This is a genomic window from Pseudomonas sp. VA159-2, from assembly GCF_024126635.1.
GTDB lineage: Bacteria > Pseudomonadota > Gammaproteobacteria > Pseudomonadales > Pseudomonadaceae > Aquipseudomonas > Aquipseudomonas muyukensis.
In genome coordinates this window covers 262887-283698 of sequence record NZ_JAMYBV010000001.1, presented here as the reverse complement: position 1 = coordinate 283698, position 20812 = coordinate 262887, and the positions used below count along the sequence as shown (strand labels likewise).

The following is a 20812-nucleotide window of genomic DNA, read 5'->3' as shown; positions in this document are numbered from 1 at the left end:
CGACTTTGCACGTATTGACAGCTGCCGCAGGCTCCTCAAAAATCGGTGGCCTGAGCGTCGCTTCGGTTGGAACCGAAGAAAATATAACAAGGGATAATGATAATGCTTGGATGTCTTTGGCAGCACCTGAAAATAAAAACAACTGCTTCCAGTATGGATTTCCTTGCACGGATAGCCGCTCACCACGCCTCCTTTTCGCCACACCCTGCCTTTTAGTTAATCCTGCCCATTTATCGCGTGACCACTGACTTTTCACAAAAAGACGTGGGGCCGCCTCGTGCCTGAAACTTAGTCTGCCGTGCCCGCTGGGGCAGGGTTGGTAAGTGCTGGGTGCTCGAAAAAAGTAGATCGATACTTTGACGGCTATTGTTTGCCCGCAATAAAAGCAGCGCCGTTAATGGAATGAATTGTAATCCAATGGAGTGGCTTGACCATGTTCAAGAGTCGCAAACCCGTTGCGCTTGATGATCCCTCGCTCGAGCGCGTAAAACTTACGCCGCAAATGCTCGATTACGACCGTTTCGCCAATCGCGGCCGTTCGCAATACCTGCCCTATGTCATGAGCTTCAATGCCGCGGGCTATCAATCGGCGTCGATCAACACCGACCGCCTGGGCTTTCGCTTCGCCCACGACAAGCAAGGCCGGGCGATCAGTGCCGGCCAGCTCCAATACTGTGCCGATGGCCCGGTAAACATTCTTGTCGGCGCGTCGCCGGCCTTGGGCTACGGGGCTTCCAGCGATGCCACCTCGGTGGTGAGCCGGCTGGCGGCGCATGACCCGCAAGGCACCCCCTGGCTGAATTTTGCCGGCCACTGCTTCAACGCCACCCAAGAGCTGACGCTGTTCATGCTGCATATGCACCGGCTGCCGAAGATCCGCCGGATCGTGGTCATGGGGGGCTTCAACACCCTGGTGATGGCGCGCCTGCCAGAGTTCGTCCGCGGTGAACTGCCAGCGTTTTATTTCTGCGGCGACTATTACGAGAAGTTCGACGAGATCGCCGAGGAGCACGGGGCGAAACTGCCACCGGCAAAACTTCCCAAGTGGCCCAATGAAACCACCGCGGTGCCACCTGTGGCGCAGACCCTGGCGCGGGCCACGGCCGATACGCTGAACTGCCTGAAAACCTGGAAGTGCCTGGCGCAGTCGCTGGGTGCGGAACTTTCCTTCGTCATGCAACCCTTGGCGACCTGGGTGCGTTCACCCTGCGCCGAAGAACAGAAGTTGTTTGACGAACTGGACCGTATTTCCCGGCTGGGGACATGGCAACACTTGTACGGTGATATTTCCGACCCGGCGGTGGCTGCCCAGTATGCGGACAAACTCGCCAGCGGCTGCCATGCCCTGGGCATCCCGTTCAGCAACTTGGTCGACGCGCTGCAAGCGCGCCCGGCGGATGAATGGTTCTTTGTCGACCGCGCGCACTTTACCGACCTTGGAAACGATGTAGTGGCGCAGGCCATTCATCACCATCTGCAATGACATGTGAGGAAAAAACCATGTTCAAACGTATTCGCCAGGCCCTCGGATCGCTCTTCAAGCGCAAGAAGAAGTCCAAGAAAAAGAACAATTCCTCTATTTATCCAATGCACTGATGAACAGCCATCGGCAGTTATTTTCCAGCCTGCTCGGCGCCGAGTCGGGTGACCAGGCCCGGCGCATGTGTTCATCCGCCAGCCTGCGCGCCTGCCTCGCCGCCGCGCCCGGCGCCGCGCAGGTCGAGGCCGATTTTGCCTGCCCGCAGCAGCTGGCCGGCCTGGCCACGGACGCCGCCCAGCGCTTGCAGGCCGTCGGCCAGGGCTGGCGGCGGCTGCAGCAGCGTCTTGGCGAGCACGAGGGCCAGCTGCTGCGCGCCAAGGCCGTGCGTGAGGCCGCGCCGCTGTTGCTTGGCAGCCAGCACCTGATCCACGCCGTCTGCGCCAGTTGGAACAACGAAGCGCGCTATGCCATGGCCATGTTGCAGCTCCATGCGCTGGATGTTGGCGGTGGCCGGCCCGGCGCCAGTCGTATCCAGCGTTATCGCGAGCTGATGCGTGAGCTGGCGCCGGCGGATGCCGGCGAGGATCCCCAGGCCATCGGTGACGATTCCAGTGTGTGCGACGGCGCGTTCAACCTGGCGGCGATGCTGGTGCTGCTCGGGCATTTTCCCGAGTCGCTGTTGCCGCAGATCCTCGGGGCCAACCTCTACCTGCGCCACTGTGGCGTGTTGCCGATGTTCGCCTTCATCGCCGACGGGCAGCCTGAGCGCGAGCGCCTGCTCGACCTGCGCCGCGACCCGTCCGGTTCGGCGCAGGACCTGGCGGCGCTGGCCGAGGTCGCGGTACGCGAGTACCTCGCCCAGGCCGGGCCCGGGGCCCAGCAAGGCATGCGCCAGGGGTATTGCTGGGCGCGCTGGCAGGTCGAGTCGGCGAACACCGCGCTGCTCGCCGTGCTGGAGCGCTGGCTCGACCCCCGCGAGGCCGCCCGCGACCTGATCAGCCGGCGACGCCCGGATGCCTGCCAGTACCACGAGAAAACCCGCTTGAACAAAGTGCCGATGCGCTCGCTGCTGGAGGAGGATGACTCGCTGCGGTTTCTCGAGCATCTGGCCGCCAGTGCCTTTGTCCGCGCCGGCAACCCGCAAGGCAGCCCGTTGCTGACCACCCTGGTATCGCCGCGAGGCAAGATGTTCCGCATATTCAGCCGCGACGATCTGGCCATCCTCGAGCGCTGGATCGCCGGGCTGCCTTACGCCGAACAGCCTCAGCCACAGCCGGCACGCGCGCTGTGGAAGGATGATGGCCTGCTGGCCGGGCTGCTGGGCGAGGAGGTCGAGGCGCCGATCCTGGCGACTCGCCTGGCACCGCGCCAAGCCTACCCGCGCTTGCTGCACGTCGAGCTGACCCCGGCCGAGCAGAACCATGCCCGGCACTACGTCAACCGCTGGCTGGTCAAGGCCGCCCGCGGGGTGGCCAAGGGCCGCTGCCCGTTACCCGAACACTGGGCCCCGGGCGTGCTGCGCGAGTGGCTGCAACAGCAGCACGCGTTGTCCAACCAGGCGCTGGAGCAGCCCCAGGACTTGCCCAGCCGCGAAGAGGTGATTGCCGACATCGTCGCCCTGGCGCCGCTGACCATGATCGACGGCGCCTGGCTGGCCGGTTTCGCCCATCCGTCTTTGGCGGCCTCGGCTTTTGGCAGCCGCCTGTTCGAGACCCTGTACGACGAGCTGGGCAACGGCCTCGAGGCACAGAACCACCCAGTGATCTACCGCCAGTTGCTGCGGGCGGTGCATGGCGAGCTACCGGCCACCGCCGCGCCAGGCTACGCCGCTGCCGAGTGTTTCGCCGACGAGGACTTCGAGCTGCCGGTGTTCTGGCTGGCCATCGGCCGCTATCCCCAGAGCTACTGCCCGGAAATCCTCGGGCTCAACCTGGCGATGGAGTTGTCCGGCGTGGGCGGTGGCTACCGGCGCACCCACAAGGCGTTGGTCGCCTATGGCTACCCGACCCTGTTCGTCGACCTGCACAACGCCATCGACAACATTTCCACCGGCCACAGCGCCTGGGCTGCCGCCAGCCTGGACGCTTACCTCAGCGCATTTTCCACACGCGACCGCGACGAACTATGGGCGCGTATCCGTACCGGATACGTCGCGCTCAATCCACCCAGGGAGGACACCATGCTGGACAAGTTCAAGGAAACCATGAGGTCGCTGCTATGACCTGCACACTCGGCATCTCCGCCTTCTACCACGACAGCGCGGCCACGCTGGTGATCGATGGCCGCATCGTCGCCGCAGCCCAGGAAGAACGCTTCAGCCGCATCCGCCACGACCCAGGGTTCCCGCGCCAGGCCATTGCCTACGTGCTGGCCGAGGCCGGCTTGCGCCTGGACCAGGTCGACCACGTGGCCTACTACGAGGACCCGGCCCTGAAGTTTCGCCGGGTGCTGTCCACCGCGGCGGTCGCAGGCCTGTCGGCGGTGCGCACCTACGCCCCGGTACTGGCCGACTGGCTCACCACCAAGCGGCGCATGGACCGTGAAGTGCTGCGCCACCTCAAGGAGATGGGCGACCGCGCCGACCGACGCATCGAGGTGCATGGCCACCATGCCTCCCACGCCGCCTCGGCCTTCTTCCCCAGCCCCTTCGAACGGGCGGCGATCCTGTGCATCGACAGCGTCGGCGAATGGGCCACCACCACGCTCTGGCACGGCAAGCCCGAGGGCCTGGAGAAAGTCGCGGAGCTTTCGTTCCCGCATTCGCTTGGCCTGCTCTATTCGGCGTTCACCTACTTCTGCGGCTTCAAGGTCGACTCCGGCGAGTACAAGCTCATGGGCCTGGCGCCCTATGGCAAGCCGGTGTACGCCGAGCGCATCCTCGCCGAGCTGATCGATGTGAAGCCCGACGGCAGCTTCCGCCTGGACTGGACCAAGTTCGAGTTCATCCGCGGTGAAGTGATGACCGGCGAAGCCTTCGTGCGCTTGTTCGGCGGCCCGCGGCGTCTGCCCGAGGCGCCGCTGACCGAGCGTGAGTTCGACCTCGCGGCCTCGGTGCAGAAAGTCACCGAGCTGATCGTTTCGCGCCTGGCCAAGACCGCCCGCGCGCTTACCGGCGAGCGCAACCTGTGCATGGCCGGTGGCGTGGCCCTGAACTGCGTGGCCAACGGCGTGGTGTCCCGCGAGCGGACCTTCGAGCGCCTGTGGATTCAACCGGCTGCCGGTGATGCCGGCGGCTCGCTGGGGGCGGCGTTGCTCACCGATCGCCGGCAGCGCCAGGTCAGCCAGCGCGAACTGTCCGAGGCGGTCGATGGCATGAGCGGCTCGCTGCTCGGGCCACAGTACAGCGCCGAGCAGATCCGCGCCGAACTGGATGAATGCGGCGCCGTGTACCAGCAGCTGAGCCAGGAGGAATTCGACCACCGGGTGATCCTGAGCATGGAGGAAGGCGGCGTGGTGGGCTGGTTCCAGGGGCGCATGGAGTTTGGTCCGCGCTCGCTGGGCAACCGCTCGATCCTCGGTGACCCCCGACGCTCCGACACCCAGTCGACGATGAATCTGCGCATCAAGTTCCGCGAGTCGTTCCGCCCGTTCGCCCCGGTGGTGCTGGCCGAGCGCGCGGCCGACTGCTTCGACATCGTCGAGGAGAGCCCCTACATGCTGGTGGTGTCGCCGGTGGCCCAGGCGATTCGCAAGAGCGTGCCCGGGCACCAGGCGCAGTTGACCGGCATCGACCTGCTCAAGGTGGTGCGCAGCGACCTGCCGGCGATCACCCATGTCGACTTCTCGGCGCGGGTGCAGACCGTCGACCGCGAGCGCAACCCTCGTTTTCGCGCCTTGCTCGAACGCTTCCACCAGCGCACCGGGTGCCCGGCGCTGGTCAACACCTCGTTCAACGTGCGTGGCGAGCCCATCGTCAACACACCGTTCGAGGCCTACCGCTGCTTCATGCGCACCAACATGGACGTATTGGCCATCGGCGATTTCTACCTCGAGAAAGCCCAGCAGCCACAGTTCGAGGAAGCGGTCGACTGGCGCGAGACCGTGCCGCTGGACTGAACATTTCATCTACTAGGGAAGGTGCAACATGGAATACGTTCTGCTCTACCTGATCTTGCCTCTCGGTGTGTTGTTCCGGCGCAGCGCGCGGTTTGCCCATCGTCCGGATCCCAAGGTCACGTCCTACCTGAAGCGCCAATCATGAGCCTCATGGCGCTGGATGTGCACCAGGCCTCGGTGGTCCAGGTGCTGACCGTGAGCGATGCCGACCTGTCCGGGCTGGCCGCCTGTCGCGAACGCCTGGCCAGCATGCCGCACCGCGCCGATAACGTCGGCGCGGTGGGCGCCGACTGGCTGCGCTCGCTGCTTGGCCCGACCCTGGTCGAGAGCATCCGCGGGTTTGCCGGGTGCAGCCACAAGGCCCTGCTGTTGCGCGGCATTGGGCTGTCTACCGCGGTGCCGTCGCCGAGCAACGGGTTCTTGCCCGATGCCCAGTGCGTGCTGGATTTCGACCTGCTGCATTTCGGCATGCTCAACCTGCTGGGGGTGCGCTCCCACGCCGTGGAGTACGAGAACCACGGCAAGCTGGTGCGCAATGTGGTGCCGGTGGCGCAAGCGGCGGGCACCACCAGCTCCTGGGGCGCGGATGTGGATTTCTCGTGGCATACCGACAACCCCAACTGGCCATTCGACGACCAGGCCAGCGATGTCGCCCGCAGCGTGCCCAACTACCTGGCGTTCATCGCCGTGCGTAACCACGAGCAGGCTTCCACCGACATCGTCTGTGTCGACCATGTGCTGTCATGCCTGCCGGCCTGGGCCATCGAGGAACTCAGCCAGCCGGCCTTCGCCTTCGGCGCGCCGGCCTCCAACGAAGGCCATGACGGCGAGCAACGGGTGATGCCGATTCTCGAGCGTGGCGCCAACGGCTATCGGCTGCGCTTCGACGACGGCATCGTCAGCGCCAGCGCCGCGCCCGCCCAGGCCGCGCTCAGCCTGCTGCGCCAGGTGCTCAAGGACATCCAGGGCATAGAGCTGGTGCTGCAGCCCGGTGACTTCTTCATTTTCAAGAACGCCCGCGTGCTGCATCGGCGCAAGGCGTTCAAACCCCTGCCCGATGGCCAGGCGCGCTGGTTGCGCCGGGTCTACGGCAGCTGATGCTTTGCTGACAAATCTCACGACGAACAAGGAGTTTGCATGAACAAGCGTATTGCAGTTATCGGTGGCCGTCCGGCGCCTATCCACGGTGCCAAGGAAATGGGCATCGATGTCGTGCTGGTGCACCAGGAAGGTGACTACGAGCAGGAGATCGTCAGCCATTGCGAGCGCGTGGTGCATGCCCGCATCGACGATGCCGAGGCGATCATCAAGGTGCTCGAGCCGCTGCACCGCGAGCGCCCGTTCGAGCGCATCATCACCACCACCGAGGTGGCGGGCGAGTCCACCGGCAAGGTGGTCGACCACTTCAAGCTGACCGGTGTTTCCTACAAGACCGCGCACCTGCTCAAGGACAAGGTGGCCATGCGCGAGCTGCTGGCCAAGCACGACCTGAGCCCGGTGGCCTTCCGTCACGTCACCTGCGCCGAGGACGCCATCGCGTTCGTCGCCGAGCATGGCCGCTCGGTGCTCAAGCCGGCCGAAGGCGTCGCCAGCCTGCACATCCACCCCTGCGAGGATGCCGCCAGCGCCACCCGTGCCTGGCAGGCGCTCAAGGACGCCGAGGTGCGCCACATCATCATCGAAGAGTACCTGGACGGCCCGGTGGTCAGCGTCGACTCGTTCTCCTTCAAGCGCCGCCACCTGCCGATCGGCTACTCGCAGTACCGCATGAACGACAAGTACGTCGAGTGGGAAGTCAGCACCCCCAGCACCGACGCCAAGCAGTGGCTCACCGAGCTCAAGGACATGACCTGCCGCCTGCTCGACGCGGTGGAGCTGGAAGAGGGCCCGTCGCACAGCGAGTTCGTCCTCACCGCCAAGGGCCCGCGCGTGCTCGAGTCCCATGCCCGCCTGGCCGGCTCCGGCGCCCCGGAACTGGTGCGCCGCGCCTTCGGCCTGGACCTGAACCGCATGTTCCTCACCGTGCCGCTGGGCATCGACGAACTGCCGCTGGAGTCGCCAGAGCCCAAGGCCGGCGCCGCGATCCAGTTCTTCGTGCCGACCCCGGGCAAGGTGCGCAAGGTCGAGCTCGACCTCAAGCCTGACGTCGACGTGCGCCACACCCGCCCAGGCGAGACGCCGCTGGTGTTCCTGCCGTTCCTGTTCGAGCTGGGCGAGGCCGAGCGCGCGGTGGTCATCCAGAAGCACGAAGGCGATGTGATCCCGCCGCTGGACACCGTGGCCGACTGCGTTTCCGGTTATGTGCTGGCCACCGGCACCTCGCGCGAGGACGCGGTGCGCATCGGCGATGAACTGGTCGCCGCCGTGCACTTCATCCAGGAGCCCCAGGCATGAGCTACGTGCTCTGCCTGCATCGCTGGGTAGGGCGCCAGGCACTCTACGACGAGTATGAGCTGCCCGTTGGCAGGGTGATTCGGGCGATCTGCACGCCCGAGTCACTCGGCTCGCTGCCGGCCGCGCGGCTGGCGTCGAGCTCGACGCTGGCCTCGCTGGACGATGCCGACGCGGTCATGGCCGAGGCTGGGCGAGTGATCGCCCAGTACGGCGTGCCCGAGCGCGTGGTGGCGTTGAACGAAGGCGACCTGCTCAATGCCGCCGCGATCCGCGAGCGCTGGGCCATCCAGGGTGACGCGCCGGCCTGGGTCGAGCGCTTTCGCGACAAGCTCAGCATGCTCGCGGTGGCCAACCGGCAGACGGCCATCGCCGTGCTGCCGGCGGTGGCCGCCGACGACGCGCAGGGGGTGCGCCAGTTGCTGCAACGCCACGGCTACCCCCTGGTGCTCAAGCCCCGCTTCGGCACCGCCAGCCGCGGCGTCAGGATCCTGCGCCAGGCGCAGGACCTGGCGCTGCTGCAGGACGCGCAGCCAGAGCCGATGATGGTCCAGGTGTTCTGCGCCGCGCCGATTCTGCATGTGGATGGCTGGTGGGATGGCGAGCAGGTGGTGGTGCTGACCGCATCGCGCTACGTGAACAGCTGCGCCGACTTCGGCCCGGACAGCCCGCTGGGCAGCATCGAGCTTGCCGAAGGCGATGACGAGCGCCGCATCGCCAGCCGCGTCGCCGAGCTGCTGGCGGCGTTCGCGCCAGGGCGCGAGATTGTCTTTCACCTGGAGCTGTTCGCTGACGGCGACACCTTGCGCTTTCTCGAGATCGGCGCCCGCGTCGGCGGCGCGGAAATCCCCTTCCTTTGGCGCGAGGTGCGCGACATCGACCTGGTGGGCATTGCCTGGGAGTTGCAGACCGAGGCCTCCAGCCGCTACCGCGAGCAGGCGCGCAGCCGCAGCCGCGACGGCCGCCCGCTGCATGGCGAGCGCGGCGCCTGGGTGATTGGCCGGCGTGCCAGCACGCCCGACGCAGGCCTGGGCACGCTGTATTGGTCGCAGCCCCAGGAGCTGCAGCGCAGTGCCAGCGGTGTTTATGAAGGGGCGAAGACCCGGCTGCGCCTGCGCAGCTTCGACCGCCAGGCGCTGGAGCGCGATGTCGAGTCGATCTTCGCGCAGTTGTCCCACGCCTGGAGCCTGCAAGCATGAGGGCCGCGCCGCGCGCCCCGGCTACATTGAACGATGCCGGCCGCGGCGCTGCCTTGCAGCGCCGTTGGGCCACCCAGCCATGCGAAGGAGCATGTTGAGATGCCGTTGGAGAATTTGATAGGTGTGGCGATCATCGCCCTGGGCATGGTCTTGACCCCCGGCCCGAACATGGTCTACCTGACATCCCGGGCGATTTCCCAGGGCCGCCTGGCCGGGATGATCTCCCTGGCCGGCGTGGCGCTGGGGTTCATCTGCTACCTGGTGGCCTCGGGGCTTGGCCTGTCGGCGCTGTTCAAGGCCGTGCCGGTGGCGTATGACGTGGTGCGCATTGCCGGCGCCTTCTACCTGGGTTACCTGGCCTGGAACATGGTCCGCGGCGCCTCGCCTTTCGAGGCACGGGAACTGCCGCCGCATTCGCCGCGCAAATTGTTCACCATGGGGCTGGTGACCAACCTGCTGAACCCGAAGATCGCGTTGATGTATTCGGCGTTGATTCCGCAGTTCATCGACCCGACGGTGGGGTCGACCTTGCAGCAGTACATGCAGCTGGGGTTGGTGCAGATTGTCATTGCGGTGACGGTGAACGGGTTGATTGTGTTGGCGGCGGCGCGGGTGAGCCGCTTCCTGACTGCCCGGCCTGCGGCGATGCGGACACAGCGGTGGGTGTCTGGGGCGGTGTTGGGGGTGTTTGCGGTGGATATTTTGTTGAGGAAGCCGCTGGATTGAGGGGGTGGGGGGAGTTAGGAAGACGCCATTTGGCGTCTTTTTTATTGGGCCGGGGTAATCTGAATTTTATCGGTAGGTTATTGATATATAGAGAAAATTTATATGGATTTCAGCTTGGAATACCAATATGAATGCTGTTCGCTGTTCGGCCATCCGTTTGCAATCGATCCGAACGCCTTTGCCGCGCAGGTGGCCACCAGCTCTCGGCGAGAGCCCTCTGACCGATACAAAAAGCTAACGAAAATCCTCCGTCAGCAACGTTTTACGGCAAGCCCTTGAAATGAGGTCAGGTTGCCATCATATAATTGAGGAAAAGTCACCAAGCTGCCAGTTGAGAAGGCTTGGGTGATGAACCCCCTGTTCGAGTTTCAGAAGGATTGGAATGCAATGTCGAGTCGGCCAGTAGTGCTCAACCCCGCTTGTATCAAGACCTTGTCTGCGGTGGAGGCTCGCCCTGAGCGTTCAAACCAGCATGAGTTTAATGGTGTGTCCGCGCTCAAAAACGTGTTTGGGCCTGATCGGGCGGAATTCAGTGCCCAGTTCTCGGTCCGAGGTGAAAGCATTTCCGATCGGGCTAAAATGACTTGGTACGATGCCCGCGAGGAACATCCTACTCGCTCCGAGTATCGGCTCTACTTCCAAAACAACCAAGTTATGGAGCATGCCCAAGAGGGTGATAATGTCATCATCGGCTACGATGGGCAGGGCCTGCTTCATTGCATCCTAATTCGCACTGGCAGTGCGGAGCACCGCCCTGGCATTTCTCAGTGGGAGCGGTGCTGAGATTGGGTTGATGCAGAGAGCGAGGGTTCTCCCCCCCCCCCCCGCATCTGTTGTCGAACAGCGTAAGCCAGAAGGGGCGCAGCTTGAGCTTACTTAGGAAACTAATGCTGGCCCCCAAAGGTATTCGATCGTGTACGACGCCATCAGACTTATGGAATATCCAAGTATTACGATAGTGATGTCTTTAGTGGACGCGCCGCCATGCTGACTTGATTTTGATTCTGACACCGCTCTCTTGGTCAAGAGCTTCGAGTGCCGTTGCCGAGCGTACGATCCGAATTCTGTAATGACTGGAATTTTCAGGCTTAGATATTTCCAATGATTCGCCTTCGCGGGCTCCTGTCTCGTTAAAGTACTTCGTCATGTGAGTGATTCGGTACTCATTTCTAGTGCCGGATTTATGGATTTTGTTGTTGTAATATACAAAGCGAAACTTCCTTATGGTTCCATCTTCATCTTCACATTCAATCCATGCATCTGGGTTTTTTATCGCTGGGTCAAGCGAAGGGAGTATTGAAAGAAGATCCGACTCTGATTTTGGTATGAGGATGCCGGCTTGATGAGCGCCTGTGGCGCCAACGTCATTAGCGCTCAAAATTTTTCGGAATATGGGTGTTTTCATGTCTTCACCGGAGTAATTTCAAGGGCGCGTCTGATGTCGGTTGCATCTCTGGAGGAAACTGGGATGCTTTCATTTGCCAGCTCGCTCTTCCAAAGAGAACGTTCTAACATAACTTCTTCCACTGTGTTTTTGTAAAAAAGACGGTAAATGGTGACTGGCTGAGTTTGGCCTCGTCGGTGGGCCCGAGCACTCGCCTGTGCTTCTAGTGCCGGGTTCCATACTGGAGTGAAATGTATCACCACGGTTGCTGCGGTAATATTTAAACCGGCACCGGCCGCTTTAGGGTTGAGTATCAAGCATCCGGGGCCGTCGTGATTTGTAAAGTCATCGATAATTGATTGGCGATCTGGTTGGGCGGTAGAACCATTAATAGAGCCCCAGTACGTATTGCGCGAACTCGAGAACGCCTCCCTTACTAATTCGCCGATTCGGTTGAATAGTGCGAAAATTATGACTTTTCGTTTGTTTGCGAATGACTCTTTTAAGAGGGAGATTGTTCTCTCCATTTTTGAGGTCATCAGGGGGAGTTTGGTTGTGCGAGTGATTGTCGACTCCTCACCATCAACGTCCCCTTCGGAAACTTGGCGTAGCCAAGGGTGAGCACATACGAGTTGCAGTTGAAGCGTAGCCACTAGCGCCCCTGCTGTAGGGTACTTGGCTAGTGTTTCAGATCGTACATTTAAATAATGCTCAGTCAGAAGATCGTCCAGCTCGAGCGGCAAATCGATATTTATTCGCTGGGGTAAATCGCCAGCTACATCTGCTACCCGGCGTTTGAGTATCATAGGATCAGTGAGTTGCCCCACTGCCTGAGCCGATTCAATACAGTCCGGATATTGAGCTTCGAAGTCAAGCTGAGAGCCAAGTAGGCCGGGTATGGCGAAGTCGGCAAGAGACCATAGATCAACCAGACTGTTTTCAACGGGCGTACCAGTCATGGGAACAGTACGTCGGCGTGGGATCGAAGCGATAGCCCTTCTGCGATTTGATTGCGGGTTCTTGATTGCTTGTGCTTCGTCGCAAATTAGCCAAGACCATTCGACGGATGAAAAAATTGAGATGTCGTTGACCATGGTGTCATATGTTGTGATTACAACACTGGTCCGTTGCAGTTCTCGATATATTCCTGCCCGACTTTGACCACGATGTATCATCACGGTCAATCCAGCTGCAAACCGTTCAAACTCTCGCGCCCAATTGGCAATAAGGCTAGTCGGACAGATTATCAATGCAGGCGAGTCGGACTTTGGTGGGGCCATTAGCAGCAATGCGATAATCTGAAGGGTTTTGCCCAGCCCCATTTCATCGGCGAGAATCAGTCCGCCCGTATGTTTAACGGTTTCCCACATCCAGAGAACACCGCGCGACTGATAAGGAAATAGCGTTGCGTTCAGCCCCTGGATTGTAAACTCCCCCTCAAGTTTATGCGCAGCAACTCTTCCCGATTGTAGAAATATCTCATCAGCAAGCACCTCTAAACTTGCGTTAGGTGTTCGAATTAGCTCAATAGCCTTACTGTAAGAAAGATTCTCGGGCGATGAGTCATTCAGTGCTTCGTTAAAAAGAGTGACTGCGTCGCTCGGAAGTGGTCGGATTGTGTTTCCATCCAGTATCCAAGAATGTCGATTGCTTGGAGCGTAGTAAACAGACCGCTTGCCTCGAAGCGATCGAATCCCTCCTAGGCGCGCGACTATACGATCCTCCGTCTTACAGATGATCATGACAGGATCAACAAGCCGCTCTGAGAGTGTCAGGTTTTCAGGGAGACTGCTTAAGAGGGCTGCGAAGGTCTCAGGAAGTTTGATAATATCAGTCACGGCAATTTTCCCTCAGCGCTTTTAACTCTTCGAGGGTGAACGGTATGGGTCGCCTCGTATGTAGAGCTCTGTGGCAGTTAGGGCAGAGTGGTACTAGATCCGTGCGCGGGTCATACGGGCGAGGCTCTGAAAGAAGTCCTACAGGCTCTAGGTGATGAACTTCAATTATTGATCCTGCCTTGCCATAGGATACCTTTGGCTCCAAGCCGCAAACCAGGCAACGTTCTCCATGAATGCGAATGCACAAAAGTCTATTGCGAGGATTTCTTTCCCGTCGTTTAATAACCGAGTGCGAGATAGCGCCTTCGAAAACCGGATGCACCTCACCTAAATCGTCCTCGATTGCATCGTAGCCAATAAGCTCCGCCATCGCAGCCATCATTGGGACGATCACTTCACGACATGTCGCAATGATATTGGCATCGCTATGTGGATCATCTTGGTCACGAATTTTTGCGGAAATTTGAAAATCCCCAGATGTTATTTTCCAGTCCGTGAGCGTTTGGCCCGATATCTCCAAGTCGATGTCAGTTCGGATTGATGCCACTAGAGCGCGTGCTAATTGGACGTCTTCAACGGACGCCTTTTTGATCTGGCCGATGACTTCTCCGGAGAAGCGTCCAAAGAAGAGACTTACACTATGTCCCTTGAGTCCAAATGGGCGAAGCTCTGCAACCGGCCCGTGTTTTTCATCTAAGTCACCAAACCAAATACGAAGTCCTGACCTAAGTCCACTAAGATCGACTGCGGCCGATATGAGAGCTCCAGTCCCTTCCTCAAGCTCTCTGAGGATCAGATCTTTCTTTCCGCCGATCATCTCAGCCTTCTTCTTCAGCCATCAGGTCGCCCGGCTCAGGGTCGGGAACATTTCGTAGAAGTTTACGAAGGTTGTTGGATATTTCGTTACGAATATCCTCAAATATCGGCTCAAGCTCGTCGTTGGTATTGTTTTGCTCAGCTACAGCAAAAGCCCACAATAGAAGATCCATACCTTCGACGGCGAAACCGTTAGCGGCCGCGCGTTTATAGATTTTCTGATAGAAGTCATGATGCTTGTTGAGCAAAACTGCAGGGACGTGGTCACTATTTCCAGCACTGCGGAGAGCTGGTTGCCAGAGCTCTCCAGTATTGATGTTCTCTACAGCGTCTACATAAACTGTTTCGGGACTTACATGATTCTGAACTGGTACCTTAAGCTTGATCTTGTTGCCTTGATTATTTGAAATGATCGCAGACTGGGTTGCGGGATCGACAGAGTTCACCTGTGGTTTGCTAGCACTGCCGGTTTCCGCAATGTTCTTGTTTGCGCTGGTGTGGTCGATATTTTTGAGATTGGTTTGCTCTCGGTTTTGTCTACGAGCCCGCTGTCCTGCTTCACGATAGACTGGCTGAAGCAACTCCCGCAGCCCGTCCTCTAGATCTGGGTGGAAAAGGATTCTGGACTTTTTGACATCGATCCGAAATGCGTCGTCAAGCTTATGTCCGAAGTCAAACTCCACACGCAGCAAGGAGGTATGAGGCTCTGGTGCACCAAAGACTTCTAGCCAGCTTCCATCTTGGATCAAGCGACCTTCACGATAGACGTAAAAACCCTGCGCACGGTTTGAGATGCGTGCATGGGTCTTTTCCTCATCTTTTGTCATGTCGCTGCGGTGCGGCAGAATCCACGCTCGTATAGTCGCCGTCTCCTCGGCGCCGTCAGCCAGTTCTACTACTAACTTTTGCTTTTTTTCTGAAAGAACCTGCTCGGAGCGTGCAGGGTAAAACGGATTCCACGGCTCTACCGGCATTTGATTGATGAAAATATCGATATTGCGTTCGCGCTCGTCAGTGTGGTCAAGGAATCGGTGATAAACGAGGGATAGGTGTTTAATCAGGCTTTCCGCGAGGCGCTTAATTGCGCTCTGTTCTTTGCTCGAGCCTGCTTCGTATTCTCTGGTCAGAATCCTATCGCATTTTTCCCATATTAAGAGCGTGCCCCGTTCCCCACATAGCTCCTCGAACATCTCCTGTTCGTCTGGGGTGACGGGCTCGCGGAGCATCTCCCACTTTTCGCTCTGAGCGACGTGGTCGAGATCCCAAGCGAGCTTTGCGAATTCATCGGTGGGACTTTTGCGAGAAATCAGCGTGTATTTGAGGCAAACAGAGCTGGATGCAGTCTTAAGCCCAAGCCCGAACTTCCCGAGACTCTCAGGGTTGTCGCGTTCCGGTGCCCCATAACGCATCGCCTTGTAGACACCATCAGCATCCATCCCTTCGCCATTGTCTCCGAAGTAGACCAGCTTACGGCCGTCGCTACGTAGGGTGATCTCGACGTTGATTTGGTCTGCTTTGGCGGCGATGGAGTTGTCTATGATGTCTGCGGCAGCAGTCCTGACGTTGTAGCCTGTATCTCTAAGCCCGAAGATCAGGCGGGGTGCATCTGGCTCGTTTATCAAATCACTCACATTGGGGTCCTTTGCATTTATGGGGCTCTAGGCTTCCCTAGCCCCAGTGCCATGAGCTCTGCGAGACTCTCGGAAGTGGTCAGTATAATTGCACTCCGCCACCACAAGGCAACCTTGTCGGTACCGCCTGGTGCAAACTGCGGCAGGAAGATGACCTCTGTGGAGTGGTCGCGTCCTTAGATAGCATGGGCAATCATTTGGAGCCGGTGTTCCAGCCTAGACAACGTCTCGGGATCTTTTTTCAACTGGCATTCCCAGACGATCAAGACGGTCCAATCGCGAGCCTCCAATGCTTGCGTGTTGGCAGCATCCCTAGCTATGTTTTTCTGGAATTTGTCACCCCAGAACTCAGGTCGGGTTTTGGGAGTGGTCGCATATCGGCAACCGGGGTGACGATGCCAGAAGCAGCCATGGACAAAAATGCATACCTTGAGGCGTGGAATCACAATGTCCGGATTCCCGGGAAGGTCCTTTCGATGCAAGCGATATCGGTACCCTCGATTGTGCAGGAATCGTCTGACCAGCATTTCGGGAGCGGTATCCTTCCCTCGGATGCCAGACATCATCCTGGAGCGAGTTGCTGAATCGACCGTGTCCATATCGTTACCATTGGCAGAGCGGAGCTTGTTTATTTTACGTTCGGTTCCATCTATGACACCAGGTTCACCTCCTTTTCAGGCCTCCCTGAAAGGGGGATTGGCGATTTGGCTGCTTCTGCGGCGCCGCCTACGATGTAGCGTCCTTAGGATATCTCGGTAAAAAACGCTTCACATTGCTGGTCTAAGGGATAGAATAGTGACGTGTCGTCACAGATTTGACCCAGAGAGCGCTTATGAGTTTTTTTGAAGATGTGCAAGGCGCAAACCCGCGCGCTGCTGCTACCGATCAATCCGGTGACTATGCAGGAAGCGATCGAGCGTTACTGCAGGAGCTGCTCGAGATCTATGATCAGGGTTTTCTAGCTGCTGTGCTTAACGAAGCAAGCCCGGGACATTGGTGTCGCGAGACGATTAATCGTTGGCATAAGGGCAAGGCGTCTCCCAAGCTGTCATACATTGACTACAAACGCCTGAGTGAGCTGCTGCCACGGAAGGTGGAAGGGGAGAGAACTTTCACTTTTATCGACTTGTTTGCCGGTATCGGTGGAATTCGCAAGGGGTTCGAGGCAGTAGGGGGCGAATGTCTCTTTACTTCTGAATGGAACAAATATGCGGTCAGGACCTATAAGGCTAACCACTATTGCGATCCTGCTCGTCATCGTTTTAATTTAGACATTCGATCAGTAACGCTCTCGGATAAACCGGAGGTTAGTGAGGAAGAGGCTTACCGAAATATCGATCGGGAAATCCCAGATCATGATGTGCTGCTTGCTGGTTTCCCTTGCCAGCCGTTTTCTCTTGCAGGTGTGTCGAAAAAGAATTCTTTAGGGCGCAAGCATGGGTTCGAGTGTGAAACTCAGGGCACTTTATTTTTTGATGTTGCCCGAATCATTGCGGCAAAGCGTCCTGCTGCTTTCCTGCTCGAGAACGTTAAGAACCTCAAAAGTCATGACAAAGGAAATACTTTTCGGATTATTTGTGAAACGCTAGATGAGCTGGGCTATGAAGTAGCAGATGTTAATGCTCCCAAAGGCGCTGATCCGAAGGTCATCGATGCAGTCAAGTTCTTGCCTCAGCATCGAGAACGGATCGTCTTGGTAGGCTTCAGGCGAGACCTGAATGTCCATCAGGGCTTCACACTGAAGGATATTTCGAAGTTTGAGCCGGTTCAGCGACCTTCCTTCGGTGATCTGCTTGATAAAAATGTTGATAGCAAGTACGTACTGACTCCTAAACTTTGGGAGTATTTGTACAAATATGCTCAAAAGCACAAGGCAAAGGGTAATGGCTTTGGCTTCGGCCTTACTCGTCCTAATGATGTGGCTCGTACGCTTTCCGCACGGTATCATAAGGATGGTTCGGAAATTTTGGTCGATCGCGGATTCTCAGATAACTTAGACTTTTATAGCGAAGTTAACAGTCTGAGCCGCCCCCGTCGGCTGACACCTCAAGAATGTGCCAGGCTTATGGGCTTTGACAAACCAGGCGAAAGCACCTTCGTTATACCTGTTTCGGACACTCAGGCATACCGTCAGTTTGGTAATTCAGTGGCGGTGCCTGTTTTCGAGGCTGTGGCAAAAATGATGAAGTCAAGAATTTTGAAAGCAAAGGAAAAAATTGGAAGGTGAGGCGGCAAGCGTTTGAGGTCGTCTGAAGTCTATGTATCCCATCGCAGCGTTTCGCATCTAATAAGGTGCGCTCGCTGAGATGGACGGGCGAGAAAGAGAGTGGCGGGGCTATCATTTCTTGGTGTTCAGCCAATCGATGAACATCTGATCATTCTTACCTAGCCGTTTATAGATAATCAAGGTTGTTAGTCTGTAGTAATAGCGTGTGCTGTAGGAGCGATTTCTTAGATTTTGTGCGAAAAACCATCGCAAGTGTTTAAGCTGCCAAACCCAAGGATTGTCTCGCTGCCATCGAAGCTGAATGGCTGCTTGCATGATCTTAGCTTGCCGTAGGTGGCGCTGCTGGGTGAGCTATGGCTCAGGAATTCACTAGGCTTAGCCATGAGGTCACCCATCACCTCTGAGGTGGCCGGATGCAAGTCGCCCTTGGGAGAACCACCGCATCAAGCGGCTCAACCTTTTTCCTTCTCGGTTACAGGAATTTTCCTTCCACACCAGCTGTTGCGAATCGATCCTGCCCAAGGCTACATTACCTAGGTCGTAGCAAAATCTGCGACCAGGTGTAGGAACCTGCTGGTAAACTTGGCGCACGCACTAAGCGCCCCATCACCACGGCTGGCGCTTTTTTTGTGCCTGCTGTGATGTCATGGCGGCTGTGTGTGGGCAGGCTTCGGCCTGGCCGGGTTCCAAGTTTCCCGGTATTCCTACCCCATGCACAGCTGCCACCCAATCCCGTAGGAAGGATCGTGGTAGCTCCAATCGCAAACTTGGAGTCTCATGCATGCTTATTCGCATTCTGAGCAGGATCCGCGCATCCGCTCCCCGCCGCCGAACTTCTGCGGCCACACGATCCCTGATCTTTTTCCCAATCGAAAGCCAGTCTCGCGCAAACCGAGAGGTGGCACATGACTGACCGTGAACGCTTGTCTTCCATCCAGAGCTACGTCTGGACCCTCGAACTGCTCGGCGAGGCGCTGGTTCAGCATGATGAGGTATTGGAGTGCGAGCACAATCCGCAACTGAGCTTCCGCAACACGGCAGGTATTCATCAGGCAATCCGGATCATCAGCCGGCTGGCCAGCGAGCAGTTCGGCAAGCTGGAGGCGGCGAAGGAGGGGGAGGGATGAAGGCGGCACCGTTGAGCTGGTTGATGGCCCTAGTGCTCTTCGCTTGTCGATACGATTGGCGAGACAAAAATGCGCGGCCTGCAAGCCTGCGGCCTTAAATGACAGGCACAAAAAAAGACGCCCAAGGGCGTCTTCTTTTTAGGATTTGGTGGAGCCGGGGGGATTTGAACCCCCGTCCGCCAGTACTCCGCTGTCGGTACTACATGCTTAGCCGTGTCTACTGAGTTAATCCGCAGCCGCCCGACGGGCAGGGTGCTTTGGACGAGTTGGGTAAGTTTTAGTCGCTTCGCCCCCAACGTGCTGCACGACGATCCTGTTCTGTATGACAATCATTTCGGGTTTACAGGCATCCCCTGATGATTGCTGGAGCCGAAGCTACCAGGAGAGCGGGCTCAGCTGCTTACGCAGCGAGAGCGTAGCCCTCGTAGTTTTCGTCATTGGCAACTATAGAAAGTTGCAACAGTGGATTTACGAGTTCTGTTACCAACTCGGCATGCACCTAGAGTTTCGCTACCGGCGTCGAATCCTAATCGGCCCCACACTCAGCTCTAGCTGGCGTCCCTTTTACAGGATGCGAGGTGGAGTATACGCCTTTGCGCGGGCGGCGTCGACAGGCGGGCCGCCCGGCGCTGCATCAGCTGCCGCTGCCACCGGCCGAGCCGCTGCCTTTCTCGGTTTTTTCCAGGCGTTCGAGCACCTTGCTGGTGATGGCGATGCACTCCTTGTTGTCACCGGCGGCCTGGGCGGCCTTGGCTTTGTCGACGTGTTCGGTGATGGCCTTGTCCAGGCCTTCGGAGGTGGCGCCGACGGTGGCCATGCTGTCGTCGATCTTCTGCAGGTTGATGGCGCACAGGTTATCGGCGGCGAACACAGGCGAGGCCAGCAGGGTCGCGGCCGCGAACAGGGCGGATAGCGCAGTGCCTTTCATGGGAGTCTCCTTGTGCAGGCCTCTGGAGGGTGGGCCTGAACGGTGGACGGTCGACAGTGGGTGAGGGTTCAATCGGCGTGAGGGGGCGCCGGTGTGGGGCGATGCGAGGGCTGTATCGCGCGGGGCAAGCCCGCTCCGTTTGTGCCTTGGACGTTGTTACTCATCATCTTCGCCAAAATAGCGCGATCGTTTGAAAAGCAGCCGTTGACCTACGAGCAAGCATAGGCTTGCCCACTGCCCGCCATGCAGATACAGCACTTGCTGTTGGCCAAGCTGTGTACAGGCGGTGATACCTGTGGCCATGAGCGCGAAGCAGAGTACGCATCTGATGGTGCTCGATTTGAAGGCCCAGTCGAGAAAGACGCCCACGATCATCAAGCAAGCGAGGAAATAGAGGTCGTTCATGGTGGCGTCAGAGTATGAGGAGTACGGAGGATGTTTGTGGGCCTATGCCACCGTTCACCCGGGCAAAGAGGAAAACCAGTACATCACCTGCATGAAACGTGGGTAGCCGGCTTCTGGCCAATTGGTTTGCCGCAGTTTTTGTCACGCCGCCGGCAATCAACCCGGCGGTGAGCCCCATAGGTCCGCCCACGAGTGTGCTCACCGCTTGTCCCATTGCTGTGCTGAACAGGTCCGAGATGTCGTGGCGCTGCTCATTCAACCGATCCCCCTGCAAACGGCTGAGTGGCCGCGACACGGCGACCTGCATATGGCACGGCAGTTTGCCGGGCAGCATCCTGTCGTACAGCTGCGCCACCTTCTCGACGACCTGATAATGCCCCTTGTGCACGAACGGCAAGCTAAGGGTACGCAGGTGACAGCATTGCTCGGGCGCAATCACCAACGCGTTCACGTCGAAGACAACGCCGTGCGGGGTAATGACTTGATAGGCCTTGTCGACTTGCATGCGTGCTTCCCTTGCCGGGCCCCATGGAGCCAGGAGCCGAGGCATCGAACGATGCCACTGGGGGGAACGCGCGGCTATTCAGCTGGGGCTGAATGACCG

General features: G+C 58.6%; 18 protein-coding genes, 1 other RNA gene and 1 pseudogene. 10 read left to right on the top strand and 10 right to left on the bottom strand.

Going from position 1 to position 20812, the window contains the following annotated elements; all coding sequences use genetic code 11:
- Positions 1-433 precede the first annotated feature (433 nt).
- From NJG22_RS01240 to NJG22_RS01205, 8 genes are all read left to right on the top strand, one after another.
- Positions 434-1483: a hypothetical protein gene (locus NJG22_RS01240; RefSeq protein WP_253092070.1), complete on the top strand. Its 1050-nt coding sequence runs from the start codon at positions 434-436 to the stop codon at positions 1481-1483.
- A gap of 112 nt (positions 1484-1595) precedes the next feature.
- The gene (locus NJG22_RS01235) at positions 1596-3701 is read left to right on the top strand and encodes an iron-containing redox enzyme family protein (protein WP_253091885.1); all 2106 of its coding nucleotides are present in this window, start codon (positions 1596-1598) and stop codon (positions 3699-3701) included.
- Complete coding sequence (locus NJG22_RS01230; RefSeq protein WP_253091884.1) at positions 3698-5536, top strand: carbamoyltransferase; 1839 nt, start codon at positions 3698-3700, stop codon at positions 5534-5536. Before NJG22_RS01235 ends, NJG22_RS01230 begins: the two co-directional genes overlap by 4 nt.
- Positions 5537-5677: 141 nt before the next feature.
- On the top strand, positions 5678-6634 hold the full coding sequence (locus NJG22_RS01225; protein ID WP_253091882.1) for a TauD/TfdA family dioxygenase: 957 nt from the start codon (positions 5678-5680) through the stop codon (positions 6632-6634).
- 39 nt (positions 6635-6673) lie between these two features.
- Entirely contained in the window at positions 6674-7930 is a 1257-nt protein-coding gene (locus NJG22_RS01220; RefSeq protein ID WP_134692352.1) for an ATP-grasp domain-containing protein, read from the top strand.
- Positions 7927-9126, top strand: a complete 1200-nt coding sequence (locus tag NJG22_RS01215; RefSeq protein WP_253091880.1) for a biotin carboxylase — start codon at positions 7927-7929, stop codon at positions 9124-9126. Before NJG22_RS01220 ends, NJG22_RS01215 begins: the two co-directional genes overlap by 4 nt.
- A gap of 99 nt (positions 9127-9225) precedes the next feature.
- Positions 9226-9852: a LysE family translocator gene (locus NJG22_RS01210; protein WP_134692356.1), complete on the top strand. Its 627-nt coding sequence runs from the start codon at positions 9226-9228 to the stop codon at positions 9850-9852.
- 348 nt (positions 9853-10200) lie between these two features.
- Positions 10201-10635, top strand: a complete 435-nt coding sequence (locus NJG22_RS01205) for a hypothetical protein (protein ID WP_253091878.1) — start codon at positions 10201-10203, stop codon at positions 10633-10635.
- Between the two features lie 184 nt (positions 10636-10819).
- Here the strand turns inward: NJG22_RS01205 and NJG22_RS01200 are convergent, their stop codons facing one another.
- From NJG22_RS01200 to NJG22_RS01180, 5 genes are all read right to left on the bottom strand, one after another.
- Positions 10820-11257 (bottom strand): EcoRII N-terminal effector-binding domain-containing protein, encoded by a 438-nt coding sequence (locus tag NJG22_RS01200; protein WP_253091876.1) that lies wholly within the window; start codon positions 11255-11257, stop codon positions 10820-10822.
- Positions 11254-13074 carry a DEAD/DEAH box helicase gene (locus NJG22_RS01195; RefSeq protein ID WP_253091874.1) on the bottom strand — a complete coding sequence of 607 codons (1821 nt, stop codon included), beginning with the start codon at positions 13072-13074 and terminating at the stop codon, positions 11254-11256. The genes NJG22_RS01200 and NJG22_RS01195 overlap by 4 nt, the downstream gene beginning before the upstream one ends.
- On the bottom strand, positions 13067-13891 hold the full coding sequence (locus NJG22_RS01190) for an HNH endonuclease (protein ID WP_253091872.1): 825 nt from the start codon (positions 13889-13891) through the stop codon (positions 13067-13069). Before NJG22_RS01190 ends, NJG22_RS01195 begins: the two co-directional genes overlap by 8 nt.
- A 1-nt stretch (position 13892) precedes the next feature.
- Entirely contained in the window at positions 13893-15521 is a 1629-nt protein-coding gene (locus NJG22_RS01185) for an ATP-binding protein (RefSeq protein ID WP_253091870.1), read from the bottom strand.
- A 176-nt stretch (positions 15522-15697) separates the two neighbouring features.
- On the bottom strand, positions 15698-16120 hold the full coding sequence (locus NJG22_RS01180) for a very short patch repair endonuclease (protein ID WP_253091868.1): 423 nt from the start codon (positions 16118-16120) through the stop codon (positions 15698-15700).
- 233 nt (positions 16121-16353) lie between these two features.
- Here NJG22_RS01180 and dcm point away from each other — a divergent pair, with 233 nt between their 5' ends.
- Positions 16354-17748, top strand: a complete 1395-nt coding sequence (gene dcm / locus NJG22_RS01175) for a DNA (cytosine-5-)-methyltransferase (RefSeq protein WP_253091866.1) — start codon at positions 16354-16356, stop codon at positions 17746-17748.
- Positions 17749-17859: 111 nt separating this feature from the next.
- Here dcm and NJG22_RS01170 read toward each other — a convergent pair.
- Positions 17860-18096 (bottom strand): annotated as a pseudogene (locus tag NJG22_RS01170) (hypothetical protein); the annotation flags it as partial.
- Positions 18097-18653: 557 nt separating this feature from the next.
- Here NJG22_RS01170 and NJG22_RS01165 point away from each other — a divergent pair.
- Positions 18654-18875 carry a hypothetical protein gene (locus tag NJG22_RS01165; RefSeq protein WP_217850384.1) on the top strand — a complete coding sequence of 74 codons (222 nt, stop codon included), beginning with the start codon at positions 18654-18656 and terminating at the stop codon, positions 18873-18875.
- A 146-nt stretch (positions 18876-19021) separates the two neighbouring features.
- On the opposite strand, the gene ssrA is transcribed toward NJG22_RS01165, so the two are convergent.
- The 4 genes from ssrA to NJG22_RS01145 form a co-directional block, all read right to left on the bottom strand.
- Positions 19022-19413, bottom strand: a transfer-messenger RNA (tmRNA) gene (ssrA, locus tag NJG22_RS01160).
- A 96-nt stretch (positions 19414-19509) separates the two neighbouring features.
- Positions 19510-19803, bottom strand: a complete 294-nt coding sequence (locus NJG22_RS01155; RefSeq protein ID WP_253091864.1) for a hypothetical protein — start codon at positions 19801-19803, stop codon at positions 19510-19512.
- Positions 19804-19959: 156 nt separating this feature from the next.
- Positions 19960-20208, bottom strand: a complete 249-nt coding sequence (locus NJG22_RS01150) for a hypothetical protein (RefSeq protein ID WP_253091862.1) — start codon at positions 20206-20208, stop codon at positions 19960-19962.
- Positions 20209-20215: 7 nt separating this feature from the next.
- Complete coding sequence (locus NJG22_RS01145; RefSeq protein ID WP_253091860.1) at positions 20216-20713, bottom strand: hypothetical protein; 498 nt, start codon at positions 20711-20713, stop codon at positions 20216-20218.
- Positions 20714-20812: the final 99 nt, after the last annotated feature.